Genomic DNA, 21,698 nt, shown 5'->3' on the forward strand with positions numbered 1-21,698 from the left:
TTTTAATCGTTAATTAACCACAAAACCTGGTGGTCAATTTGCTCCGGAATCAGGTGGTCAGTTTGCTCCGGAACGGGTGGTCAATTTACTCCGGAATTAGGTGGTCAAATTGACCGGTTTTTCCAGTTTACCCCTATTCCAATCGTAATCTGGATTTTGTGGAAAAGGAAAATTATTTGGAAATAAATGATTCTGAACATAATAGGATTTTAATTTTTCATAGAAAGGAATATTGCCATCACCAGCTTTAAAAGGAAGACCCAACCATCTTATAGCAGTTGGTTTGTAAAGACCATATTCAACATCCTCATTATCTTCAATCATTCCTGGTGCACTATATTCATAAACAGTTTTTCCAAGACCACTTACATATTCTGTCACTCTTTTGTATCCTACATGACTCCCATTAGTTGTCCCTAGCTTAGATTGGCTAATACTGGATAAATGTTTAAATACACCTTGCGCTAAAATATTATTAAAAACTGGCATCGCAGTTACCACTCCGCTTGACTTTCCATCTGAACCTAAATAACTGTAATTCTTAGATGTGAGAGGAGTTGTAGAATTTCCCTTTTCAAACGTTTTAATATTATTTACTCGTAATCCACCACCCGTTTGTAAGCACCCACCGTATAAAAACTCATTAGATTCATACGTATATTCTGCTCGCCCACCTGTGGGGTATATTACACTTGTTAGTATAGCTGCCTGGGCAAAAACAGGGTTTGCATTTCTATTTGCTCCCGGCTCTATATAATGATCAGTAAAAGCATATGTATAGCATAGAGGGTTTAATTGATATTTATAATTCCCAATTAATGAAGGATAAACATAAATTTGTGGTATCATTCTTGTCGGAGAGCCTGCTCCAACGTTACTATACTCTGGTTCTTGATTGTTATTAAAATACCCCAAAAAATCTTGTCGTGGTGACCTCTTATTTGGTAATGCTATATTATTATATCCAAAAGAATATGTTTTATTTTTTGAAGTTGTATAATATTCTTTTACATAATTTAACTTTAATCGATAAAAATCTGATGGATCAGGTGTTATTACCCCTGCCTGAGGACTTACAAAATAACCAAATCCTAGCTCATATTTTTTTATTAATTGAGAAAATTTATTATTAACAACTATAGAAGATATCGCTTTTTGTGGATTGGTCAAACCGGTTAGCGTTGATACATCTGACCTTGTGACTGCGTTAAATTCTATTATTTCATTGTTTGTTGTTATTTTACTTATTCGTTTAACGGAACTAGATTCCGTTACAGAATAACTCCAGGAAGGGTTCATAACAAATTCCTTTGGGGAATCGAAATCTCGTGGAGGAGATGACCTAATTTTTGTATTTGCCTGACCAGTTTGTTGCCAGAGATAGAACTGCTCATTCACATACTCAAAATTTACTTCCTGTTTATTTCTAGTCTTTATTTTAGATAGATACCAACTAGAATTATATTCTGAAGATGTCATCTGCAATCCATACATTTCATCTTCACTATACTGCCCTTCCTTAATTCTTTCAACATCTTCAAAAAAATACTGAGTTCCATCCTCATCAGTAATAGTAAAAGCAATTATTTCACCATTAATATCTAATGTATGTGAAACTCGTATATCTTCATAAGGAATTAATTCGACACTTTGATTATTTCCATTTATATCAAAGACAAATTTTCCTGACTTGTTTCCAAAACTGTAATAAAAAACATCTGGCTCTGAATCATTATCCCCCGCAAACGAATATGACATAGCAGGATGGTTTCTTATAATTTGACCAAATTGATTTTCAACATAAGTATCATCCGGGCTTTCTAAGTTAATATTTTTTAGAACATCATATTTTCCAGTCCAAAATCTTCCTATTTTTGGATACTCACTATTTTCGTCATGAAATTTCCCACTTTTCCCATAATCATCAGGGCATTTTCCTTTTACCGCTCTTGTTATCACACCTCCTGCATTTAGAGCCCAACCTAACCCTACATTAGATACTGTTTCTTGTACTTTTATCCCTCCAGAATGGTATTTCAATTCGACAGGTAATGTAAAATCATTTAGTTTTATTTCCCATATAGGAATCTGAATACTCGGAATGCCCGTATAAGGGCTAACAGGTTGGTCTACAAATTTTGCTAACGCTGATGGACTTGGACTTGGAGACATTACTTGTGGTAGTACCGCACTTTGTTGAGAAAAAATTAGTGATACATTAAGCAATAATAAAAAGTAACTATACTTCATATCTAGTTTGAGGTAAAAGGTTGTTGTTGTTGTTTTGATTTATCAGAAAATAAAGAAGATTTTATACTATTATTTAAATCCTACTTTATCAATCTTTATAATAAAAACAAAATAAATAATTATGATTGAAATCTTTTTTCTTGATTAAAAAGCACTTATATCTGCTATTTTAACGAGGTTTTTAAGATTCAATATTAATCTATTTTATTGTTGTTACCAAAAAATTAAACAACCATTTTTAAACTATTCATAATTAATCTAATTAAAAACAAAATCAACTGATTGATTTAAAAATAATTAAACAACATATTTCAACAATAAAAAAAATGCAAATAACATTATTCTTTTCTAATCAAATAACCCCTCCATTTTTCTTTGGATCATATAACATAGCCGTGCACAAACAGTTTTTCCTGTCCTTATTTATCAAAATCGGGCAGTTTACACATGATTTACAATTTTCCCAGAATGTCTCGTCTGAAGTCAGTTCGGAGTAAGTGACGGGTTTAAAACCGAGTTCATGGTTCATTTTCATTACAGCAAGACCAGTGGTTAGGCTGAATATACGAGCATCGGGATATTTCTGTCGGCTGAGCTCAAAAATTTTTCTTTTAATTCTTTTGGCAAGTCCGGTATGTCGGAATTCTGGAGCTACAATTAATCCGGAATTAGAGACATAGCTACCATTTTCCCAGGAAGAGATAAAAGAAAAACCTGCCCATCTCCCATCTGATGCAAAAGCGATGACAGCTTCTCCTTTTTTCATTTTTGTTTCCAGCAGCTCAGGAGAGCGTCCGGAAATTCCAGTTCCGCGAGCTATGGCTGATGCAAGTGTTACTTCACAAATTTGTTTTATCCAAAAGGTATGAATAGGTCGGGCTTTTTCAATAATAAAATCACCAGATCCCTCAGCCTCTTTTAGCGGTAAAAATACTGTTTGGGTTGGTAAGGGGTTCGAAAGCATAAAGTTTCTCTCCGTTGGGCCTATTTTACATGCTATGGTTCTCATATGATTCAGGGTAGATCCAATTTTATTAATGTGTTTATCGTCTAAGCAATGGAAATACGATCTAGTTTATTCAAATTACATACCAATAGATTTTTACTATATCTAAACCGCAACAATACCAATAACAATCAATGCATTACACTTAAAACAGCAATCTTAACTGTAAAAAAAACGTCTCAAAATGATATGATTTTATCATTTTGAGACTGCCTTTCGAAGAGTATGATCCTCGCCATTTTTATGTAAAAACAAAAGAAGTAAAACTCATCGTTGCCGAGAGTTTTACTTCTTTTAATATCTTAATTTAAATATGTTTTATACGATTTGCGAAATCATCAAAAGTGCAATAAAGAATACTATAGAAAACACCATTACGTTGATGACTCTGTCTTTTTGTTTGATGCCTTTGTTTGATATCCCCAGTTTTTCGATGTTCTTCTTTCTTATTTTATCTGCTTTCATCTCTTTTATTTTACAGTGTTTTACATTTGTCTATACTATTCTGAGCAAATCCGGAAAACTCTTTTCGTTTTCCAACTTAATCTTATGGTGATGATTTATACCTTAAAATTATAGTCTCGATTTCCCCTTTAGATGCAATTGGTGTGCCAAAACAACTCAACACAAAACAAAACACTAAAAACCAATAAGTTAAAATTTACATTTAATTTTCAACTTGCTAATCCCTATCAAAATGATAAGATCAGCCATGCAAAATGAAAGGGATAATTGCTTTTAGATCAAAGCCAATAGAAGTTTAAAAAAAATCAAAAGCCTTTAAACATCAGAGTTTAAAGACTTTTTTTATATCCTTTTACTTGCGTCCCATTTCTATCTTCAATACAATTATGATTTAACGGGGCAAATCCTTATTGTTTTGTGCGATTGGAATTAATTTCCGAACGCTTCTGTTTAGGAGGCTTCTTGTCGATTTTTTCTTGATCTCATAAGCTTTGGTGCATTTTTCAAGCTCAGTATATAATAATCGAAATTTATCATATAGAGCATCCAGTTCTTCCATAGCTTTTCGCGTTCTGGCATCTTCGGCCTCTTCAATCTTATTTTTATAAACAGTAGAAAGATGTTCGAATTTATGAAAAGCGGTCAGCAAGATCCGATGCTCTTTAGAATTTATTCCTTGCATAATAACATTACTATTTGACTAAAATTTAAAAAAAATATTAAGGGTTAAAACGTAATAATGGGTCCGAATCGGTATAGATTTTAGGCAGCGTCAGTAATCGTAATTCTGTGGCTTTCATTTTACCGGTGTTTCCTGAGATGTTTGTCAATGCTGCACTTAACAGAATTTCTGAACGATTGCCTAAAGGAAAAACTTCTAATCCCTGGAGTTCATCTGTATAAATATTGGGATCTATTCCTTTAGAATAGCCTCCTTCATGTCTGGAATTAAATAATTTATAAATAGACGGATACAATACCCAGCCTTTACTTCCGGGAATCCGATCATCTTCTATTGGAAATCCAGCCACATCTTTTCCAAAGGTTTTCCCGCCTAAAGCAATTACATTCATGTACGGTTTCAGATTATTAATTATAAGCTCTGATGCAGATGCGGTGCGGCTTCCACACAATATGTATACTCTGTTTATTGACGGATGAGCACTGCGCAAAGCATCAAAAGTTATTTTTGCTTCATTACTTTTTAAGGCTTGCTCAAATGATTGATCGACATTGCCCCCGTTAGCATTTCCTTCAAATTTTATAAAAAGGTCCGTTGCTTTAATATTTGGAGCCAGAATAATGCTCAGCGCAGTCGCAGAGGCAATATCTCCTCCTCCATTGTATCTTAAATCCAAGACAAGTTCAGTAATCGATTTGTTTTTTAGTTCCTGAAAGATTTGTAAAAATTGCTGCGCCTGACCGACATCAAAATGTGGAATTTCAACATAACCAATCTTGGTATTTTTATCCGAAATAACTTGATATGGAATGGGCTGAGAAAAACTAAATCCCTGCAATACTGAAATTTCTTTTGGATTCGAAAAACCGGATTTCGCAGAAAATGAAGTGGTCTCTAAATTTAATTTTGCTGCACCTACCATATTTTTATACAATTGCTCATAGTTTCCTGAGTTCACAACTGTTCCATCGATTTTAGTGATCAACTGACCTCTTTGCAAACCACTGTTTTTGGCCGGAGAACCTGCCAATGTATATAGTATTACACCATAATATTTTCCTTCAAATTCGACAAAAGACACATCAAACCCAAAGCTCCGTCTGAGACTTTGTGGCGCAGTTTCAGGCAATGCAGGATGAATCGCATATGAATAGACATCTTCTTTTTGCAATAGATTTTTAAAATACTCCTTAGGATTTAAGGATAAATTGCCCTGAGCCGGCATTGATGCATTCCAACGGTAATACTTTTTCATTTGATCGTACATCCATTCATTTACATATTCGTTAGAATCTTTATTGTAAATTATTGGTGCATCATCACTTTCACAGGAAAGGATTAAAAAAGAAAGCAAAAGAAAAATAAATATTCGACTGTAATATGAGTATTTCATTTTTTAATTTTTAATTCCAAAAAATATTGACTCTTCCATCCGGCCCGTTCGCTCCTTAAAAAGTAAAGTAATCGGCTAAATTGATGACGCCTCCCACACCGGAGAATTTACCATTTACATCTTGTTCTTCTTCAAGAATAATTAGTTTTGATTTATTGTTTGTCATGGTCATCGCCACAATAACTTTTTGACCTGTAATATAAGATTCCTTTGTGTCGTGTTTTACAAGTTCCATTTTTATGGCCGCCGGCGTACTGAATGGAAATTCGATAAAATCACTTGGAGTATCTTTGCTGATATTTTTTACAATCCCTAAAACCTGACCATTGCTTTTGGTAATAATACCATCCAAGGCGCCTTTATAGGTACTGCCTGAATATTTATTGAGTGATGGAAATATAAACTTAAAACCCGCATAACCGGTTTGACTTAATGTACCTGGTTTTAAAAAGGAAACATCATCTATCCATAAATTTTCTTTAGCGTAGAAATATAGAGAACTAACAGGAGTCCGGTTTGTAAAAAGGTAAGTTCCCAAGATCTGACTCGTTTTTTTATTGGTGATTACCAACGTTTTTACCTCATCATTAAAAAAAACAAAATCATGCTCTTTTTCTATTTTTTTTACGAAAGCTGTATTGTTTTTTTCGTTTCCTATTTCAATCAATTTGCCATTTACGGTCATTTGAATGGAATCGCTTAAAGCGTTATAACCGTGTATAACGATTTTACCAATTTCTCTTTTTCTCTGATCGTAATAAGGCGTTAGCTCATCATTAGCACAGGCACCCAAAAGTGCGAGTACAACAGAAAGGAAAAATGCTTTTGCAATCTTATTTTTCATATGCTAATTTTTAGTAAGGCAGCAATTTTAATACAGGAATAAAACCTACTGCCCTTTTTTACTTTTTAATAAATTTTATTGTTTGTGAATTTGTATCGTTGGTTACTAACAAAAAATAGAAGCCCTGAGGTAAATCGGCTACAGAAATATTTTGGTTATTGTAATTTACTTCCTTAACCAGATTACCTGCTGCATTATAAATTTTCAATGCGGTTTTATGGTCTTTAAATTGATCTGCCAATTGCAATTCTAAATTTTCTCTAACAGGGTTTTCTGCAAGAAATGAACGGTTTTTATCCAATATATGGTCCCCTATTCCTAAATTTCCTCCTGCTACAATTGAAACTTTATCGATTTCAAAACCTATGAAATTCAGATTTTCGTCTGCTACATTGGATACGGCTAAGTATACCACCGATTCGCCGGCGTATTGAGAAATATCCACACTGTAGTCCTTAAATTCTGCTTCAAGTTCTGTTTGTCTTTGTAATTTAAGGGTACTCAAAAGTGTAAATGTATCAGGGTCTTTTGAAGTAGATCCGTATACTAATAGATCCTGATTAGTATCATAAATACTGGTTTGTGCATTTAGAACCACCTGTATTTTTTTGCCGGAATGTTGTGCTAAACTTATTGCTGGTGTAATAGCCCAGTTCTCCACTAAACGAACTACGGTGCTTAAATCATCCAGATTCATTAGGTAATTTCCTAAAATACTGTGTTCTCCATCTACTATCGCGCTTCCGCTTTCATCAAGGTTTATATTTTTTCTGGCAATCCAGTTTATTCCATCTTCATCCCTGTCCAGTAATGTCCAGCCAGCTAAATCTGCATCATCAAAATTATCTTCCCAAACCGTAACCTGAGCTGATGAAACTACAGAAACAAAAGCAAGCACAAATAAAAGTATAGTTTTTTTCATTTTTTTATGTATTAAAAACATGGGCAGAAATATTCTGCCCATGTAAAATTTTAATTAACCTCTTATTAAAAATTTGTAAACTTAGTCCATGTGTTAGTCCACGCAGCTTCTGTTTTAAATGCTCCTGTAGCTCCACTAAGGTTTAACGCACCATCATTAAAGAATGGTTGTGTTAAAGCCCATTTTGTAGCTGGGTTCACCGTAGAAGTTGCAGTACCAATTCCTGTAAAAGTTGTTCCTACAGGCAATGCTACATTGTCAAAACCGTGAATAGAAACTTTAGAGTAAGTTGAACCACCTGGCAATGAAGGAGACTCAAAATTAACTCCTCTGTTGTATCCTGTAACAGTAACATCAGTAAGGCTTATGTTACCTGCTCTGCGCACGTGAATAGCATTTTCGTATAAATCAGCTACTACAGTTGAGCTTACACCAATAATTGATAATTGGTTGATTACCGGACGTGTGATCAATGCTGTAACTGTTCCTGTAGCATTGTTGTCTAACTCAATACCATTAGAATCCGGATTTCCTCCGCTTAAACTATGTGTAGAATTACTGTCAGCAATTGCAATAGCTTTTGTGATTGTTCCTGTATAACCAAGATCAAAATCAAAGTTATCATCGTCTGGTGCAAAAGAAACTAAATGTCCTGCATTTACAGTTCCTCCAAAAAATTCAAATGAATCGTCTCTTCCGTAAGATACCTGAACGTGATCGATCACAGTACCAGAACCTACACCTCCTAAAGTTAATCCGTTGATTTCAACTCCTGTTGCAGCATCTAAAATACGTCCGGCAAATTCGATACGAACATAGTTTAAGATTCCACCGTTATGAGCATTGTTTGAACCTCCATAATAAAAATCAGAAACCGTTGGCTGATCTCCTAATCCTTCGATTATGTTAGTAACTGAACCGTTATTTACCTGAGCATCACCCAAAATAACTACTCCTGCAAAATCTCCCGGAGTAGCTCCTGTAGCTGCGTTGCCATCTAATAAATTGTAACTTGTAAAAATAATTGGCGCTGTTTCAGTTCCCTGAGCATCGATCTTACCTGTTTTAGTAATTACAAGAACTCCTGAGGCAACTCCAGCTGCTAATGGTTTAGCTTTAATAAATGTACCTGGCTGTATGGTTAATGTAGCCCCTGATTTTACACGTACTACTCCTTCAATTTCCCAAACTTTATCACTAGTCCAAGTAGTGTTTGTTGTAATATCACCACTTACAGTTTGTACTGTTGCCGGATATCCTGTGTAATCAGCACCAGAAGCTTTCATTGAAAAAGAAGAATCAGCAGATGAATCATCATTTTGGCAAGAGCCCAGAGCCAGAGCTATCATTGCACATAGAAAAATTTTTTTCATAATAATTTTATTAATGCTATATTTGCTGCTATTACAAATTAGGCCTTTGGAGAGAGCAGCAAAATATCTCTCCTTAGGTCTTTCTCTTTTTTTTGGTAAAGAATTTTTTCAATAAACGATCCCGCTTTACCATCGGGGTTTATACCTATTATTCCGTCTTTTTACTCATAGGTTTTTTTTAACGCAGTAAAAGGTTTACTTTCCATTCTTTTAAAACCTTATCTTATAATGAAGAACTTTGTATTTTTAAAAGAACATCTTAAAGTTCATTTTTACATCTTTGTTTAATGCACTAAACAAAAAAGAAATCTGATACTTACAACTACATACATTAGCTTTTGAAAAACCAAAATATCATGTCTTTTTTTATTGTTAACGGTTTCTTAATACATCCCGCTATATCAGTTAAACTTGAAGTAAAAGAGCCGCTAAAAACCCATTTTAGAACGAATAATTAATTGATACACTTATGGTTCTTCCGTTTTTAGCTTTAAATACTTCTCTGTCGATATCCTGATCAAATTTTGTAGTAGCACCGGCTCCCAGACTGAATCTCGCTCTTGGATTTGTTCCGTCGGGAACATTCTCAATTTTACTGTAACTGTTGGCGTTGTTATAGGTTTCGATACCGGCATCAAACATGTTTTTCATACTGCATTTTAGTTCCAGATTTCTTTCTTTGAAAAATTTGTAACTCACCTGAGCATCTGTTACCGCATAAGGTTTGCGGATTTCCTCAGCGAAATACTCAAAACCTACCAGTATATATTGATCGCCAATTGCATTGTGTCTAAGGCTAAATCCTAAACGTTCCCCTACATAATCTAAACCTAAATTGTAGGTGTAAGGCGATTGCCCGTAAAGTGGTCTGTTGGCTTCATAAAGTCCGCCTGTTCCATCTAAATTAACATAGGATGTCACTTTTGTATCGTTTACCGAAGCGTTCCCGTAAACAAATAAATCTTTTAAAATTTCGCCATCACCCAAAAAAGAAAGGCTTTTGTAAAACTCTAATTCTACCCCCCATAGTTTGGCATTATTTGAATTGATATTATAGATATCCCTAACTCCTGACGGATTCAAATAACCAACAGCTTCAATCGGATCATCGATCTTTTTGTGGTATACTCCAAAAGATAAAATCTCGCCGCCTGAAGGAAACCATTCGAATTTTAAATCATAATTATTGGCAATACTGGAAACTAATCCTCCTGTGTAGTTATAAATTTTAGCAGAACGGATTGGGTCGTAATACGGAATTGTCAAACGCTCTGCAAATTGAGGACGCAAAACCGATTTATTGTAACCGAATCTTACATTCGTTTTATTCGTAGGGCTTATAATTAAACTCGCTGATGGGAGAAATTGCCAAACTTTATCGTCTCCCTGAATCTCTGAAAATCCATCCGGCGTTTCAGACTGACTCTCGATTTGTGTATAAATATAACTTTCGGCTCTTACTCCCCAAACCAATCTTGCAAAGCGGCTTATTTTATCATCAAGCATTAAAAATGGGGAATGTATTTTTACATCTCCAACATATTTGTTGCCATAAATTCCAAAATCCTGCCAGCCAAAACCACCGTAGTAATAATTAGATCCGTCTAAAAATTTTGTCAAAGGATCGTAAATTTTTGCTCTGTCGGAAGTTTGACCTACGGTAACTAATTTTGCCGATTCCTGTTGGTTGGTTGCTTTTTTATAAGTTCCGAAATAGCCTGCCTTTATATCGTTTGTAAAAGAATCGCTAAAGTCAAAAGAGTATTTGAAATTTATAGCAGCATTGTAATCGATCTCGTCATTCGTAAAATTACTTCTGCTGAAAGGAAATCTTGCTCCGGCATTGTAAACATCATAATAAAGTAACTCATCGTCTCCTACTTTTTGTTTCATGATTTCTAAAAATGTCGCGTCTTTGGTATCTTTTGTTACGTTTCCGTAAGCGCCATACCAATTGATTTCCAGTTTGTCGAATTTGTGATTTCCTTCAATTTTATTCTGAATAAAAGTGGTGTAAACCGGATAATTAGATTCGGTTACAGATCCCAGATCGTTACCGCTTACAATATCCGAAGTGCTTTCACCAATGTCCCAGCCTGCAATTTGATTCAATTGATTGTTGTAAATGTGCATTACGGTATTACGGCTTGTAATTTTATGGTCTCCCAATTGTATTGCCGCATTGAACATTCCGCCTAAAGTGGAATTGTAATTGTAATTTGCTCCTGAATTCTTGAACCCATATTTGGTAAAAGTGGAATAAGGAGTCTTTTTCGTTTCTGCCAAAAACTCTGAATTACTTTTGTAATTCCCTCTTTCTGTATGTTCAATATCTAATTTTTCCTGTGTATTCTTAAAGATTAAGGAACCTACAAATCCCCACTTGTTATCGTCTTTCAATTTATACGTTCGTCCAATACCAAATTGAAGCGTTGTTCCTGGAGCACCATAGGTTTTATAAGTACTAAAATTATCCTGCGTAAATTGTTTGGACTGCGCCATAAAAGGACCTGATTCAGCTGCTGTCTTTGGTATTTCCAATGCCGTCAGATTTCGGGGATAATCGCGTCTTCCATCATCAAAACCCAGGTAATCATGATCCCCTTCTTTTTTGGTTAGTCTTTCTTTAAAAGTACTTTCACTATTATAAGAAGTCCCAATAGAGAAATTGGTAAAGTTTTCCTTCGGAATATCCATGGTTTTTACCTCCACATATCCTCCGGCAAAATTGGCATACATATCAGGCGTTGCAGATTTACTCACGACAATGCTTTCAACAATAGCAGTCGGAATTATATCAAAAGAAAAGTTTTGCTGATAAGCGTCTGTACTTGGCAGCGTGATTCCGTCCATAACAGCCTGATTCCATCGTTCTGCCATAGAACGCACCACCACGTATTTATCTCCCACTGTTGTTACCCCTGTTATACGTTTTAGCGCACTTCCCACATCTTTATCCGGAGTTCTTGCAATTTGTTCTGAGGAGATTCCGTCAGAGAATTGAGCTGCTTTTTTTTGCTGTAACAGCATTCCCTGAACCGATGCTGTTGCCTTTTTATAGTCTTGGATGATAATTACTTCGTTAAGCGATTGCGCATCTTCTTTTAGAGAAACTACTAAAGGTGTTTCCGCCCCTTCGTTTACTTTAACTCCTGTAATTCTTTGCGTTTGAAACGATATAATACTAATCTCAATCGTATATTCACCAGGTTCCAATTCTAAAGTATAATTACCATCTATGTCCGATTGTGTTCCTAAACCCATTCCGGTAACATTAATATTGGCACCGGGTAATGAAAGTCCGTTGACATCTACTACTTTACCTGTGATTTTTCCTTTCTTTTTTTTTTTAGCCGATTCTTTACTGTTTACGGCTATATTATTTTCATTTCTTCTGAAATTTAAGTTTGTCAGCGTTTGTAAATCACTTAAAATTTCATCTATTGAAACATTTTCTTTTTTAAGGGTAATAAGAGGTAAACTTAAATCGAGATCCTTTTGATAGACAAATTGATAAGGCGTGCGGGATTTTAAGTTATCGATAACTTTTTGAGGTGATGAATTTTTAAAATCAACCGATACTGTTCCGGTTTGTGCGTAAATTGTGTTTATTCCGAGAAAAAAACCAAAAAATAAAATCCAAAAGGCAAATTGCCTGGAAATGCAATTGTTCATAATTGATGATTGTTAGTTTGTGTAATTAATTTAATTTGTATTTTAGGGTAATGTTGCTGTAGAAATTCAGCAGGCATCCTGTCGCTAAAATGTAAGTTTGGAATACTTGTTTGAGCGACAATCGTTTTTCAATAAATTTGTGTTGGCTTATTTGCTGACTAAGTAAGTATTATTGCCCGTCGATCTGATTTTAATTTCGAGGGCAAAAGCAATGGTTTGAAGCATCTCATACAAACCTTGTCGGGTATCAAGAGTTCCTTTAATTGTCAGGTTTTTTAAATCCGCTGTGAGATAGTTTACCTCAAATTGGTGATCTGTCTTTAGTTTGGTTAAAACTTCTTCCAAGGTCAATCCATCCACATATATCAAGACCTTTTTCCATTCCGGTTCTAATACGTTCGTTTTTTGTTTCTGAAGTAACAAATTATCGGGTCTGTAAACTGCCTTATCGCCTCTTTCGAGTAAAACTGTATTTTTCAGACTTTCAACCTGTACTTTACCGGTTCTCACATTTACTTCCGGTTTGTTCTCATCGTATGCTTTTACATTAAATGATGTTCCTAAAACAGTGGTTTTTATTGTTCCTGATGTGATAATAAATGGTCGGGAAGGATCGCGTTTGACTTCAAAAAAAGCCTCTCCTTTTAAAGTTACTAACCTTTCATTTTTTGCAAATTGAACGGGATATCCAATTTCTGAATTTTCATTAAGCCATACTCTCGTTCCGTCTGACAAGCATAAAAGGCGGATATCGTCATTGAATGTTTTGGTAACGGCAACTTCAATCTTATTTTTATTGACTTGCGTGAATATCTGATAACTTGTAATAGAAAAAATAAATACAATACAGGCAACTGCTGTCCAATTATAAAAGCTTTTATATCGATCAATTGTTGCAATACGTATGTTATCCCACATACGCGATTTAGTTTCGTTTGGAAGAATTCCTCTGTTAGGTATTGCATTCCACTCTTCTCTTAATTTTCTGGATTTCATTTTACAATTAACATTTAATGTTTAAAAATCAGGTATGAATTTTATCGATTCAACTACATTAGATTTTCAATCTATTAAATATCACGGGACAACATTACTGTTAACCTTTTCTTAATCCAACAGAAGATTATCGTTGCTTTAGTTTTGAGGGAAATTAAGATCTAAAAGGGGAAAAGACAGCATTAAGAAACCAATTCTGACTGGCTTATAAAAAATAATGCAAACCAATAGAGTTCATGGTTTTTCACAGTATTTTTTCTAAGAAACTGTAATGTCTTTGAAATTTGGTTGGCAACGGCACTTTGGGACATGTCCATTTCTACAGCAATTTCCTTATAGCTGCGGTCTTCAAATTTGTGAAGGCTAAAAATTTTTCTTCTTTTTGCCGGTATTTGGTTTAAAAGATGTTCTATTTCCTCCAATTTTGAAGTAATATCATCCTCTGTTTCAGATACAATATCAAGCTCTTTGATTAACTGATCGTTTTCTACCGAAAAAATTCTGTTTTGCTTTTTGTACCATTTCGAAATCTCCTGCTTAGAACTTTTAAACAAAATGGCTTCTAAATCTACAGCAGGATCTACTTTGTTTCTGTATTTCCAAAGATGGATAAATACATTTTGCGTCACATCTTCGGCATCGGCGAGTTGTGACGTATATTTTTTTACAAAACAAAATACTTTATAGTGATACAGATCATAGATTTCTTTAAAGCTGGAATCATCACCAGCACGTAAACAAATTAGCAAATTAGAACTCATAACGTAATTTTAAACTGTTAAAGAAGACCCTTACAAAAGTATAATAAACCTTATATCGATATTTTTATCAGCGGGTCATTTAATAATTTATTAATATTGAGATGTCGTTTTAATTTTTATAATTGATTAAAAAAAGTATCCTGTATCCATTTCTATTCTAACACTTTAAGGCCTTTTATTTACTCTAATTGTTTTTTACGGAGGTGTAAGTCTGCAGTTTGGTTTAATGTTAAGGTTAAACTAAGTAAGTTTGAGATTGTAGCACTTCATGCTGTGTGTATTGTAATGATTTACTTATTCAGCTGCAATACGGGCAATATTATTTACAACTTCGTTTATTCCGTTTAATTGATTTGTGGGGATAAACATTCCATTTGCCAGAAGAATTATGGTCAGTTTTTTGTTGGTGAATTTTCTAAAAGCTGTTGATACACCGCCTGAAAAACCATACGATACTTCCCCGTTAAACTTGATCAAATCCAGCCCATAGGTAAAGTCTCGCTTTACTTCATACTGAAATGGTGTCAATAATTGCCTTTTTGTTTGCTCCGAGATAAGCTCGTTATCATCGAATTTCCTGTTCCATTCTATAAACGAATCCAATGTTAAATTGAGTGCCGCAGCGCCATATTCGTACTCAGGAAAATTCCAATTTCTTTTCAAAACGGGATTCCCATTTGTTGTATTTACATAACCATAGGTTAAGTTTTCGACTACTTTTAAATTATTGCCTTCAAAAACAACGTCCTTTTGTGCGAATGGAAACTGTATTTCCATAATATATTCGCTTAATTTTTTTCCAATTACTTTCTGAAATATTCGGTTTAAAAGCCAATAATTGGTTTGGTTGTAATCAAATTGTTTTCCCGGGCTGAACTTTATGGTATCGCAATATACTTTTTGTTTTGCATCCTCTTCTTTACTGTCCGTGTACTCGACGATATCCGGCAATCCTGATGAATGTATTAGGAGATTTTTAATTTTCACCTTCTTCCAACGATCCGGTAAATCATCCAAAAAATCTGAAATGTTATTCTCTAATGAAAGTTTGTTTTGCTCGATTAACTGATAGACCGCCACAACCGACATTACTTTTGTGGTTGAAAATAAAGGGAATAACGTTTTGTCTGTTACCGGAACTCCCATTTCAATATTAGCCAGTCCGTAATTTTTTCTGTGAATGATTTTTCCCTCCTTGATTACTACTACGGCCAGACCGGGAATATGATACTGCTTCTTAATTTCTACGATATAATCATCAATTCTTTTTTTGTGATGGTTTTGCGCTTTTGTATTTATTGCCGCTAACGCGCATAGAACGATAGCAAATATGAATTGTTTTCTCATGGAATGCGATGGTTGTTTTGATTTGTTTTTTTAAATAGAAATTTCGGATCTGCTATTTCTATTAGCACCAACAGTTAACAGCCTGGCCAAATATGCCCTTTCAACATCTTTAACTTTTAAATTTACCCCAAGTATTTAATCGAAAAAAACTAATCTTTTTCATTGTATTGGCCACCTGATCAGACTGCTGTTAGCGGATGTTTTTAAGGTTATTCTTTTTTTGGTGTGGCCAGCCAGCTGTAACTTTTATGTATTATTTTCCAGGTTCCTTCATATTTTAGCAGTATAAAATAATCTGTAAAAGTGCGCCAGTTTGGTACTTTTATTTCTGCTTTTGCGATTGCCGCATCTTTTTCGATATCGACGGCAATAATGCGTCCGATTCGATTTGATTTTTGGCCGACTTTTATATCAGCGATATATTTTTGGCCCGAACGGATCCACAAAGTATCATTGGCAACGCTGTACAAATTAAAATTGGGATGAAAGACTTTTCGCAAACGCTCCGGCTGACCGTTTGCAGTACCCTCAATATAATCCAGAAGCGTCTCCCTGATTTGATCTGAATCGCTTTTTGTAGCGGTACCATTGGGTTCTTTAAAGTTTTTACTGAGTAATGTTACTACCTCATTAGCCACTTTTGTGGCAGAACTTGGGTCCTGCCCTGTTACAAATCTTCCGTCGACACTATAAAAGCCATCTCCGCCTTTGTCTGAATAAACAAAACTGCCTTTGTTGGCTGTAATGGCTTTATCAATTGCAAAGGGGAATGTTTTGTAGTATTCCGCCTCTTTACGTTCAAATCTATCCGGATAACCTGTGATCTTTTTTCCCGCATAAAGTGATACTCCATTTTCATCCCTTAAGTAGGCGATGCCTGCTGTACCGTGGCAAATTGTCGAGATAACTCCATTTTTGCCATAGATTTCTCTTGCTATTTTTTGAATCGTTTGGTCTTCGGCGACACCAAACATTGCTGCTCCTCCACCACTATAAAATATTGCAGCATAATCGTTGGCCGTAACCTCATCCGGTTTTCTGGTGTGTGCTAATTTGCTCATAAACCAGCTGTCGTACAAATACTTTTTTTGAATACTATCCGACGCATTGATATATCCGATAGGGATTGCTCCTCCCTTTGGACTTATAAAATCAACTTTGTAACCTGCTTTTGTGAAGACATCATAAGGAACTACTATTTCTTCAAAGTGATTGGCGGTGCTAATTTTTGTAGGTCCATAATAATCCTGATTGGAGGTAACAAATAGGATATTTTTCTGTGCATAAAAACTTTGTGAATACAGGCCTGTAAAAACCAGTATTAAAACTATTAATTTGTTCATTTTTCTGGAAATTATAGGGTCTTAGTTTATGATTTCTCCTTTGGTTTTACCTCTGTTTCAACCGTTTTGTGAGGGGTACGGGTTGAAATTTTGTCTACAATAAACCAACCCTGATCGGTCTTCAGCAGATTGAAATAATCTACAAATAATAGTTTTGCAGTACTAATCTCTACTTTTGCACTGGCCGCGTTATTTGTAAAGTCAACAGAAACGACTCTCCCCGACCAATTAGCTGGTTTAGTATCGCGTTTTTTATACCCTACCAGATATTTCGATTTGGGTACTACTATAAATTCTTTTTCTCTGAAACCTTTCAGCTGCCACGAACTGTGGAATGCCCGACCTACCATAACTGAATCGCCGGTGGCCTGACCATCGATGTAGAGATTTAGCGTTTTATGAATCAGACTCCAATCGTCATCAGTGTTCTGACTCTGAGCATTTGATTTAAAAAACAATAAACTTAATCCGATAAACAAAAGCACTTTTTTCATTTTTAAAATTGTTAGGTTATTAATAATGAATGCAAATGTCCGGGATAGTCTTACTTTACAGGGTTTAGATTATAAAACTGAAGTATGATTCTATAAATTAGAACTCATTTGGAGTGCTGTTTTTGGTATTCGGTGGGGGTTAAACCGGTTTGTTTTTTAAATGCAGTAAAAAAAGTTGATTTCGAATTAAAACCGCTATCATACCCTAAACTTTCAATGGTATAGTTTTTTTCGGTTTCTAACAAACTTTTAGCTTTTTCAATTCGGTATTCTTTAATCAGGTTTGAAAAGGATTTACCCAATACTTCGTTTACATATTGCGATAAGGTATGCTTGGTTACTTTCAGTTCTTTTGCCGCTTCTTCAAGAGTGAAATTAGGATTTAAAAACAGCTCTTTTTCGACTATAATCGTCATTTTTTGACGGATCAGATCTAGTGTTTCCTGATCAATGGTTTTATTTTTATATCGCTCTTTTTCCTGAAAAAAAACAGTTTCCTGACTGTTTCTGAACACTAAAAGTAAAATGATCAGGTACAAAATAAAGGTGAAAGACAAAGCCCCGACGATATAAGAGGTATAAGCAGCAAAGGTGTAGGCAAACCATACAAAGGCGACTCCAAAATAGATGCTTAAAAACCAAACTTCCAGCTTTTTTAAACTTTCTTTCTCTCTGATTTTTTGAAGGATTGGCTGAATGTATTTGAAAGATAAAACGATGTAGAGGAACCATTGAAAATAGATGACTCTTACAATGCCTCTGCTCCAAATTGCCTGATGTTCGACATAAGGGTAAAAGGTTCCTAAAACAGTCATTATACCCAAATAAGGTACTACATGTTTGACCCAATTGGGTTTATCATTTTGGGCGTAGGATTTGAGGTATAAAAAAAGAAACGGACCAATCAGTATGCAGGCCGAAAGTCCGATTTGAATAAAGGTATTGGATAAGTGAGGATTAAAATAGAAGAATACCGATTTAATGATTCGGATACTTAAAACCAGTAACAACAAGGATAAAAAATAGTTGGTAAAAATTTTCTTTTTGGCATTGATTGCAAAATATAATGAAAGTAAAAAACCATTAAATGCCCCTAAGGCACTAAAAAAAAATAATAGTTCATTTGGTGATCGCATCTTTATCTCTCTTTTTTTGGTATATCCTTTTTACCCGCTGATTCTCCCTAGACCATGTAACGAACAGGTCTGCAGCAACAGGTTCTATTTTCACTACCAAGGTAATTTTTTTTCAGGAAGAAAAAATACAATTGTTGTAAAACCCAATAATTTGAGTAAACAAATCATGCCCAATAGTGATTATTGGGCATAAAAAAACCTCCAGAATCACAAAGATTTTGGAGGTTACGTTTTAGTATTTTTTTATTTTAGTGAATCTGATTTTTTACTGTTTTTGGTAGGTGTAAAATAATCTTATGGTGTTTTATTAGGAAGCGAGGTTGATGACCACATTTCCATATTCAATACTGTTGTCCAGCATTTTTTGGTGTGCCAATGGCAATTCGTCCCAGCTAAACTCGCCGGATATAACAGGGTGGAACTTTTTCTGTAAAATAAGCTGATTGGCCTGATGCAATTCAAAGAGTGATGAAAAGTGAGATCCCTGAATTCTTTTTTGTCGCATCCAGACAAATGAGGCGTCAAATGACATATTAAATCCTGAGGTAGCGCCACAAAAAACGACCATTCCTCCTGATTTCACCACGTAGGTACTTACCGGAAGTGTTTGTGAACCAATATGGTCGATTATAATATCCGGATTGACTCTTTTACCCAGTATGTCCCAAATGGCACTTCCAAATTTCCTAACTTCTTTTAGATATTCTTTGTATTCTTCTTTGTTGTTAATGTTGGGCAAAGTTCCCCAGCAATTGAATTTTTTTCGATTAATATAACCAACAGCTCCAAGTTCCAGACATTTTTCTCCACGCTCATCGCTTGAAGTAACAGCAACTGCATTTGCTCCTGCCAGTTTAATCAATTGAATCGCTGTCGCTCCCAAACCACCACTTCCTCCCCATACCAATACGTTGGTTCCGGGTTTCAAATCGTTTGGCGCAAATCCGTAAAGCATTCTCCATACCGTTGCATAAGTCAGCATATATCCTCCTGCTTCTGCCCATGTTAAGTGTTTTGGTTTTTGTAGTAACTGTTGTGCACGAACTTTGGTGTACTGTGCAAAGGAACCATAAGGCGTTTCGTAGCCCCATATTTTTTGTGATTCACACATCATAGGGTTACCTCCGTTGCATTCCTGACATATCCCGCAGGTTTGACCACAATGAACAATGACTTCATCACCAATTTTAAATTTAAATTCAGGATTGTTTTTTAAGCCTTCACCAACCTCCCAGATTATGCCGGATGCATCGCTTCCTGCTATGTGAAAATCTTTACCATGAAAGGCAGTTGGGGAAGCCGGTTCTCCTAATCCGGCCCAAAGCCCATTGTAATTTACTCCTGCGGCCATAACTTTGACCAACACTTCATTAAATCCTAACTTAGGGGTTGCAATAATTTCCTGCTGGAACGCCTGATCCGGAGCTCCGTGGTTTTCCGGTCGTATGACATAGGCATGCATTAGAGCCGGAGTGTGCCCTATTGGTGGACATTCATCCATTTCATATAGGTCTTTGAGAATTGTATCACTCTCAAGTTCAAGTAATAATTTTTCCATAATTTAATTTTTCGTTTTTTATTTTTAATTATTTTCTTGCTGTGGAAGTTGTTTTGGCCAGTTCTGCCTTCTGCGATACCTACAATTGTCCGCTATCATAGTTCGCAGAAGGTGAATGCTGTATGCCAATTTTTAAAAAATGACCTGTGTTTCCTGTGCTCTTATCTGATCACGCTTTGTCGTAATCGAGCAGTACTTGTTGTCAATTTTAAAGCTTTTTGTGTACCAGGTGTCACCACCATAGGTTGTATAGCCTCTGTTGATTTCGATTTCTGTAAGCGGAATAGACATTCCCTTTCCAATGGCCTTGATGACAGATTCTTTTCTGGTCCAGAATTCGTAAAATTTATCCAGTCCGTCACGATTGATTTCTGCAAATTCCCCGGAGGAAAAAACATTTTCAAACAAGGAGTAATCTATCTCATGGATTTCTTCGATGTCAACGCCTATTTCCTGCTTGCTGAAAACACATACAACTGTATTCCCGCTATGGGAAATATTAAAATTGAAGTTGCTGCCTAACAGGTATGGTTTCCCATAATGGTCTTTCACAATTTTCTCAAATTCAAACGAAGGGTTTCCCAGTATATGAGATCCCATACACACCATTAGTTTTCCAAACAAGCAATTGAATCTGTCATCCCATCTTCTGTATTTAAGTACTTCCTGCCTAAATTTTTGCGGCAAAAATTGCAGGTAATATTCCAGAATACCCTGATCGAAATTACAATCACTTGAATACTGAAATAAATAGTATTCATCTTCTTTCAAATCTATTTTCGGAATAGATTCAAAATCACTAAAGGCTAAGTAATGTGTCGAATTTTGCATAATACTATTAAGATGTATAAAAAATGTACAATGAGTTTTTTCACTATATATTTTGCATTAGACTTTACCAATATTTTATATTTTTTGATTTCAATGATACGGTAGGTATGATTGAATAATGTTCTCAGTATTCCTTGTCATCTTCTGGTTACGTTTTGTAACGATGACGTTATTTTTTTAACTGTTTCATATTCTCACAGAATATCTACGGATCTGATCTAAATCCAGCTTCCTAAAACTATAAAAGGCTAGTTGTGGCTGATTTATTTACCTTGAAAGACCTTTTTTAGAGGTTCCTATTACAGTTTAGGAAACATTACTAAACAGGGCTGCTTTTAAAGGACAAGCGATCTTGTTTTTCGCAGCAGTGTCAGCTACAGACGCTCCTTGTTTGTTTAAACTTAGTTTAAGCGCGCACACTACGCCATTTTTAGCGCAATTGCATTTCGGCTTATTATCTTTCATCTTTTTAGCGTTTTACGTTATCAATAGTTTTTTTAAAGAATAAGAGGATGGCTTTGTACGAACAGACTAAATCTGCGAGATCTGAAGACTCACCCTCCTGTATCTGGTCGTTGCTTTTAGAAAGAAACGACCAGTATCTATAGGATGGCAATCATAA

18 protein-coding genes are annotated in these 21,698 nt (G+C 35.2%); all 18 read right to left on the reverse strand.

Annotation, left to right across the window (positions count from 1 at the left end; translation table 11 throughout):
* Positions 1–96 precede the first annotated feature (96 nt).
* The 18 genes from ACN1CN_RS20300 to ACN1CN_RS20385 all read right to left on the reverse strand — a co-directional run bounded on the left by ACN1CN_RS20300 (position 97) and on the right by ACN1CN_RS20385 (position 21,541).
* A complete protein-coding gene (locus ACN1CN_RS20300) occupies positions 97–2,250 on the reverse strand; it encodes a hypothetical protein (protein WP_419137192.1) in 2,154 nt (717 codons plus the stop codon).
* Between the two features lie 352 nt (positions 2,251–2,602).
* Positions 2,603–3,259 carry a GNAT family N-acetyltransferase gene (locus tag ACN1CN_RS20305; RefSeq protein ID WP_419137193.1) on the reverse strand — a complete coding sequence of 219 codons (657 nt, stop codon included), beginning with the start codon at positions 3,257–3,259 and terminating at the stop codon, positions 2,603–2,605.
* Positions 3,260–3,574: 315 nt separating this feature from the next.
* Positions 3,575–3,721: a hypothetical protein gene (locus ACN1CN_RS20310; RefSeq protein ID WP_419137195.1), complete on the reverse strand. Its 147-nt coding sequence runs from the start codon at positions 3,719–3,721 to the stop codon at positions 3,575–3,577.
* 391 nt (positions 3,722–4,112) lie between these two features.
* Complete coding sequence (locus ACN1CN_RS20315; protein WP_419137197.1) at positions 4,113–4,403, reverse strand: hypothetical protein; 291 nt, start codon at positions 4,401–4,403, stop codon at positions 4,113–4,115.
* 37 nt (positions 4,404–4,440) lie between these two features.
* Positions 4,441–5,796 (reverse strand): S41 family peptidase, encoded by a 1,356-nt coding sequence (locus tag ACN1CN_RS20320; RefSeq protein WP_419137198.1) that lies wholly within the window; start codon positions 5,794–5,796, stop codon positions 4,441–4,443.
* A 55-nt stretch (positions 5,797–5,851) separates the two neighbouring features.
* Positions 5,852–6,640, reverse strand: a complete 789-nt coding sequence (locus ACN1CN_RS20325; RefSeq protein WP_419137200.1) for a hypothetical protein — start codon at positions 6,638–6,640, stop codon at positions 5,852–5,854.
* A 58-nt stretch (positions 6,641–6,698) separates the two neighbouring features.
* Complete coding sequence (locus tag ACN1CN_RS20330) at positions 6,699–7,562, reverse strand: T9SS type A sorting domain-containing protein (protein ID WP_419137202.1); 864 nt, start codon at positions 7,560–7,562, stop codon at positions 6,699–6,701.
* 65 nt (positions 7,563–7,627) lie between these two features.
* Positions 7,628–8,935 (reverse strand): hypothetical protein, encoded by a 1,308-nt coding sequence (locus ACN1CN_RS20335; RefSeq protein ID WP_291286641.1) that lies wholly within the window; start codon positions 8,933–8,935, stop codon positions 7,628–7,630.
* Between the two features lie 441 nt (positions 8,936–9,376).
* Positions 9,377–12,610: a TonB-dependent receptor domain-containing protein gene (locus tag ACN1CN_RS20340; protein WP_419137204.1), complete on the reverse strand. Its 3,234-nt coding sequence runs from the start codon at positions 12,608–12,610 to the stop codon at positions 9,377–9,379.
* A 147-nt stretch (positions 12,611–12,757) separates the two neighbouring features.
* Positions 12,758–13,606, reverse strand: coding sequence for a FecR family protein (locus ACN1CN_RS20345; RefSeq protein ID WP_419137206.1), 849 nt, complete (start codon positions 13,604–13,606; stop codon positions 12,758–12,760).
* Positions 13,607–13,788: 182 nt separating this feature from the next.
* The gene (locus ACN1CN_RS20350; protein WP_291286637.1) at positions 13,789–14,367 is read right to left on the reverse strand and encodes an RNA polymerase sigma factor; all 579 of its coding nucleotides are present in this window, start codon (positions 14,365–14,367) and stop codon (positions 13,789–13,791) included.
* Positions 14,368–14,661: 294 nt separating this feature from the next.
* Positions 14,662–15,714 (reverse strand): serine hydrolase domain-containing protein, encoded by a 1,053-nt coding sequence (locus ACN1CN_RS20355; protein ID WP_419137209.1) that lies wholly within the window; start codon positions 15,712–15,714, stop codon positions 14,662–14,664.
* 209 nt (positions 15,715–15,923) lie between these two features.
* Positions 15,924–17,057, reverse strand: a complete 1,134-nt coding sequence (locus ACN1CN_RS20360; RefSeq protein WP_419137211.1) for a nuclear transport factor 2 family protein — start codon at positions 17,055–17,057, stop codon at positions 15,924–15,926.
* Between the two features lie 26 nt (positions 17,058–17,083).
* Positions 17,084–17,551: a nuclear transport factor 2 family protein gene (locus tag ACN1CN_RS20365; protein ID WP_419137212.1), complete on the reverse strand. Its 468-nt coding sequence runs from the start codon at positions 17,549–17,551 to the stop codon at positions 17,084–17,086.
* Between the two features lie 104 nt (positions 17,552–17,655).
* Positions 17,656–18,687 (reverse strand): helix-turn-helix domain-containing protein, encoded by a 1,032-nt coding sequence (locus ACN1CN_RS20370; RefSeq protein ID WP_419137214.1) that lies wholly within the window; start codon positions 18,685–18,687, stop codon positions 17,656–17,658.
* A gap of 307 nt (positions 18,688–18,994) precedes the next feature.
* Complete coding sequence (ccrA, locus tag ACN1CN_RS20375) at positions 18,995–20,245, reverse strand: crotonyl-CoA carboxylase/reductase (RefSeq protein WP_419137216.1); 1,251 nt, start codon at positions 20,243–20,245, stop codon at positions 18,995–18,997.
* A 132-nt stretch (positions 20,246–20,377) separates the two neighbouring features.
* Positions 20,378–21,076, reverse strand: a complete 699-nt coding sequence (locus ACN1CN_RS20380; RefSeq protein WP_264523085.1) for a 4'-phosphopantetheinyl transferase family protein — start codon at positions 21,074–21,076, stop codon at positions 20,378–20,380.
* A 306-nt stretch (positions 21,077–21,382) separates the two neighbouring features.
* The gene (locus tag ACN1CN_RS20385; RefSeq protein WP_264523084.1) at positions 21,383–21,541 is read right to left on the reverse strand and encodes a hypothetical protein; all 159 of its coding nucleotides are present in this window, start codon (positions 21,539–21,541) and stop codon (positions 21,383–21,385) included.
* Positions 21,542–21,698 lie beyond the last annotated feature (157 nt).

The sequence above is a fragment of the Flavobacterium sp. T12S277 genome, assembly GCF_048514875.1.
GTDB lineage: Bacteria > Bacteroidota > Bacteroidia > Flavobacteriales > Flavobacteriaceae > Flavobacterium.

What these genes read in the sequence shown, in the direction of transcription:
- ACN1CN_RS20300 (WP_419137192.1), bottom strand. Translation starts at nt 2,250, where the DNA reads ATGAAGTATAGTTACTTTTTATTATTGCTTAATGTATCACTAATTTTT.
- ACN1CN_RS20305 (WP_419137193.1), bottom strand. Translation starts at nt 3,259, where the DNA reads ATGAGAACCATAGCATGTAAAATAGGCCCAACGGAGAGAAACTTTATG.
- ACN1CN_RS20310 (WP_419137195.1), bottom strand. Translation starts at nt 3,721, where the DNA reads ATGAAAGCAGATAAAATAAGAAAGAAGAACATCGAAAAACTGGGGATA.
- ACN1CN_RS20315 (WP_419137197.1), bottom strand. Translation starts at nt 4,403, where the DNA reads ATGCAAGGAATAAATTCTAAAGAGCATCGGATCTTGCTGACCGCTTTT.
- ACN1CN_RS20320 (WP_419137198.1), bottom strand. Translation starts at nt 5,796, where the DNA reads ATGAAATACTCATATTACAGTCGAATATTTATTTTTCTTTTGCTTTCT.
- ACN1CN_RS20325 (WP_419137200.1), bottom strand. Translation starts at nt 6,640, where the DNA reads ATGAAAAATAAGATTGCAAAAGCATTTTTCCTTTCTGTTGTACTCGCA.
- ACN1CN_RS20330 (WP_419137202.1), bottom strand. Translation starts at nt 7,562, where the DNA reads ATGAAAAAAACTATACTTTTATTTGTGCTTGCTTTTGTTTCTGTAGTT.
- ACN1CN_RS20335 (WP_291286641.1), bottom strand. Translation starts at nt 8,935, where the DNA reads ATGAAAAAAATTTTTCTATGTGCAATGATAGCTCTGGCTCTGGGCTCT.
- ACN1CN_RS20340 (WP_419137204.1), bottom strand. Translation starts at nt 12,610, where the DNA reads ATGAACAATTGCATTTCCAGGCAATTTGCCTTTTGGATTTTATTTTTT.
- ACN1CN_RS20345 (WP_419137206.1), bottom strand. Translation starts at nt 13,606, where the DNA reads ATGAAATCCAGAAAATTAAGAGAAGAGTGGAATGCAATACCTAACAGA.
- ACN1CN_RS20350 (WP_291286637.1), bottom strand. Translation starts at nt 14,367, where the DNA reads ATGAGTTCTAATTTGCTAATTTGTTTACGTGCTGGTGATGATTCCAGC.
- ACN1CN_RS20355 (WP_419137209.1), bottom strand. Translation starts at nt 15,714, where the DNA reads ATGAGAAAACAATTCATATTTGCTATCGTTCTATGCGCGTTAGCGGCA.
- ACN1CN_RS20360 (WP_419137211.1), bottom strand. Translation starts at nt 17,057, where the DNA reads ATGAACAAATTAATAGTTTTAATACTGGTTTTTACAGGCCTGTATTCA.
- ACN1CN_RS20365 (WP_419137212.1), bottom strand. Translation starts at nt 17,551, where the DNA reads ATGAAAAAAGTGCTTTTGTTTATCGGATTAAGTTTATTGTTTTTTAAA.
- ACN1CN_RS20370 (WP_419137214.1), bottom strand. Translation starts at nt 18,687, where the DNA reads ATGCGATCACCAAATGAACTATTATTTTTTTTTAGTGCCTTAGGGGCA.
- ccrA (WP_419137216.1), bottom strand. Translation starts at nt 20,245, where the DNA reads ATGGAAAAATTATTACTTGAACTTGAGAGTGATACAATTCTCAAAGAC.
- ACN1CN_RS20380 (WP_264523085.1), bottom strand. Translation starts at nt 21,076, where the DNA reads ATGCAAAATTCGACACATTACTTAGCCTTTAGTGATTTTGAATCTATT.
- ACN1CN_RS20385 (WP_264523084.1), bottom strand. Translation starts at nt 21,541, where the DNA reads ATGAAAGATAATAAGCCGAAATGCAATTGCGCTAAAAATGGCGTAGTG.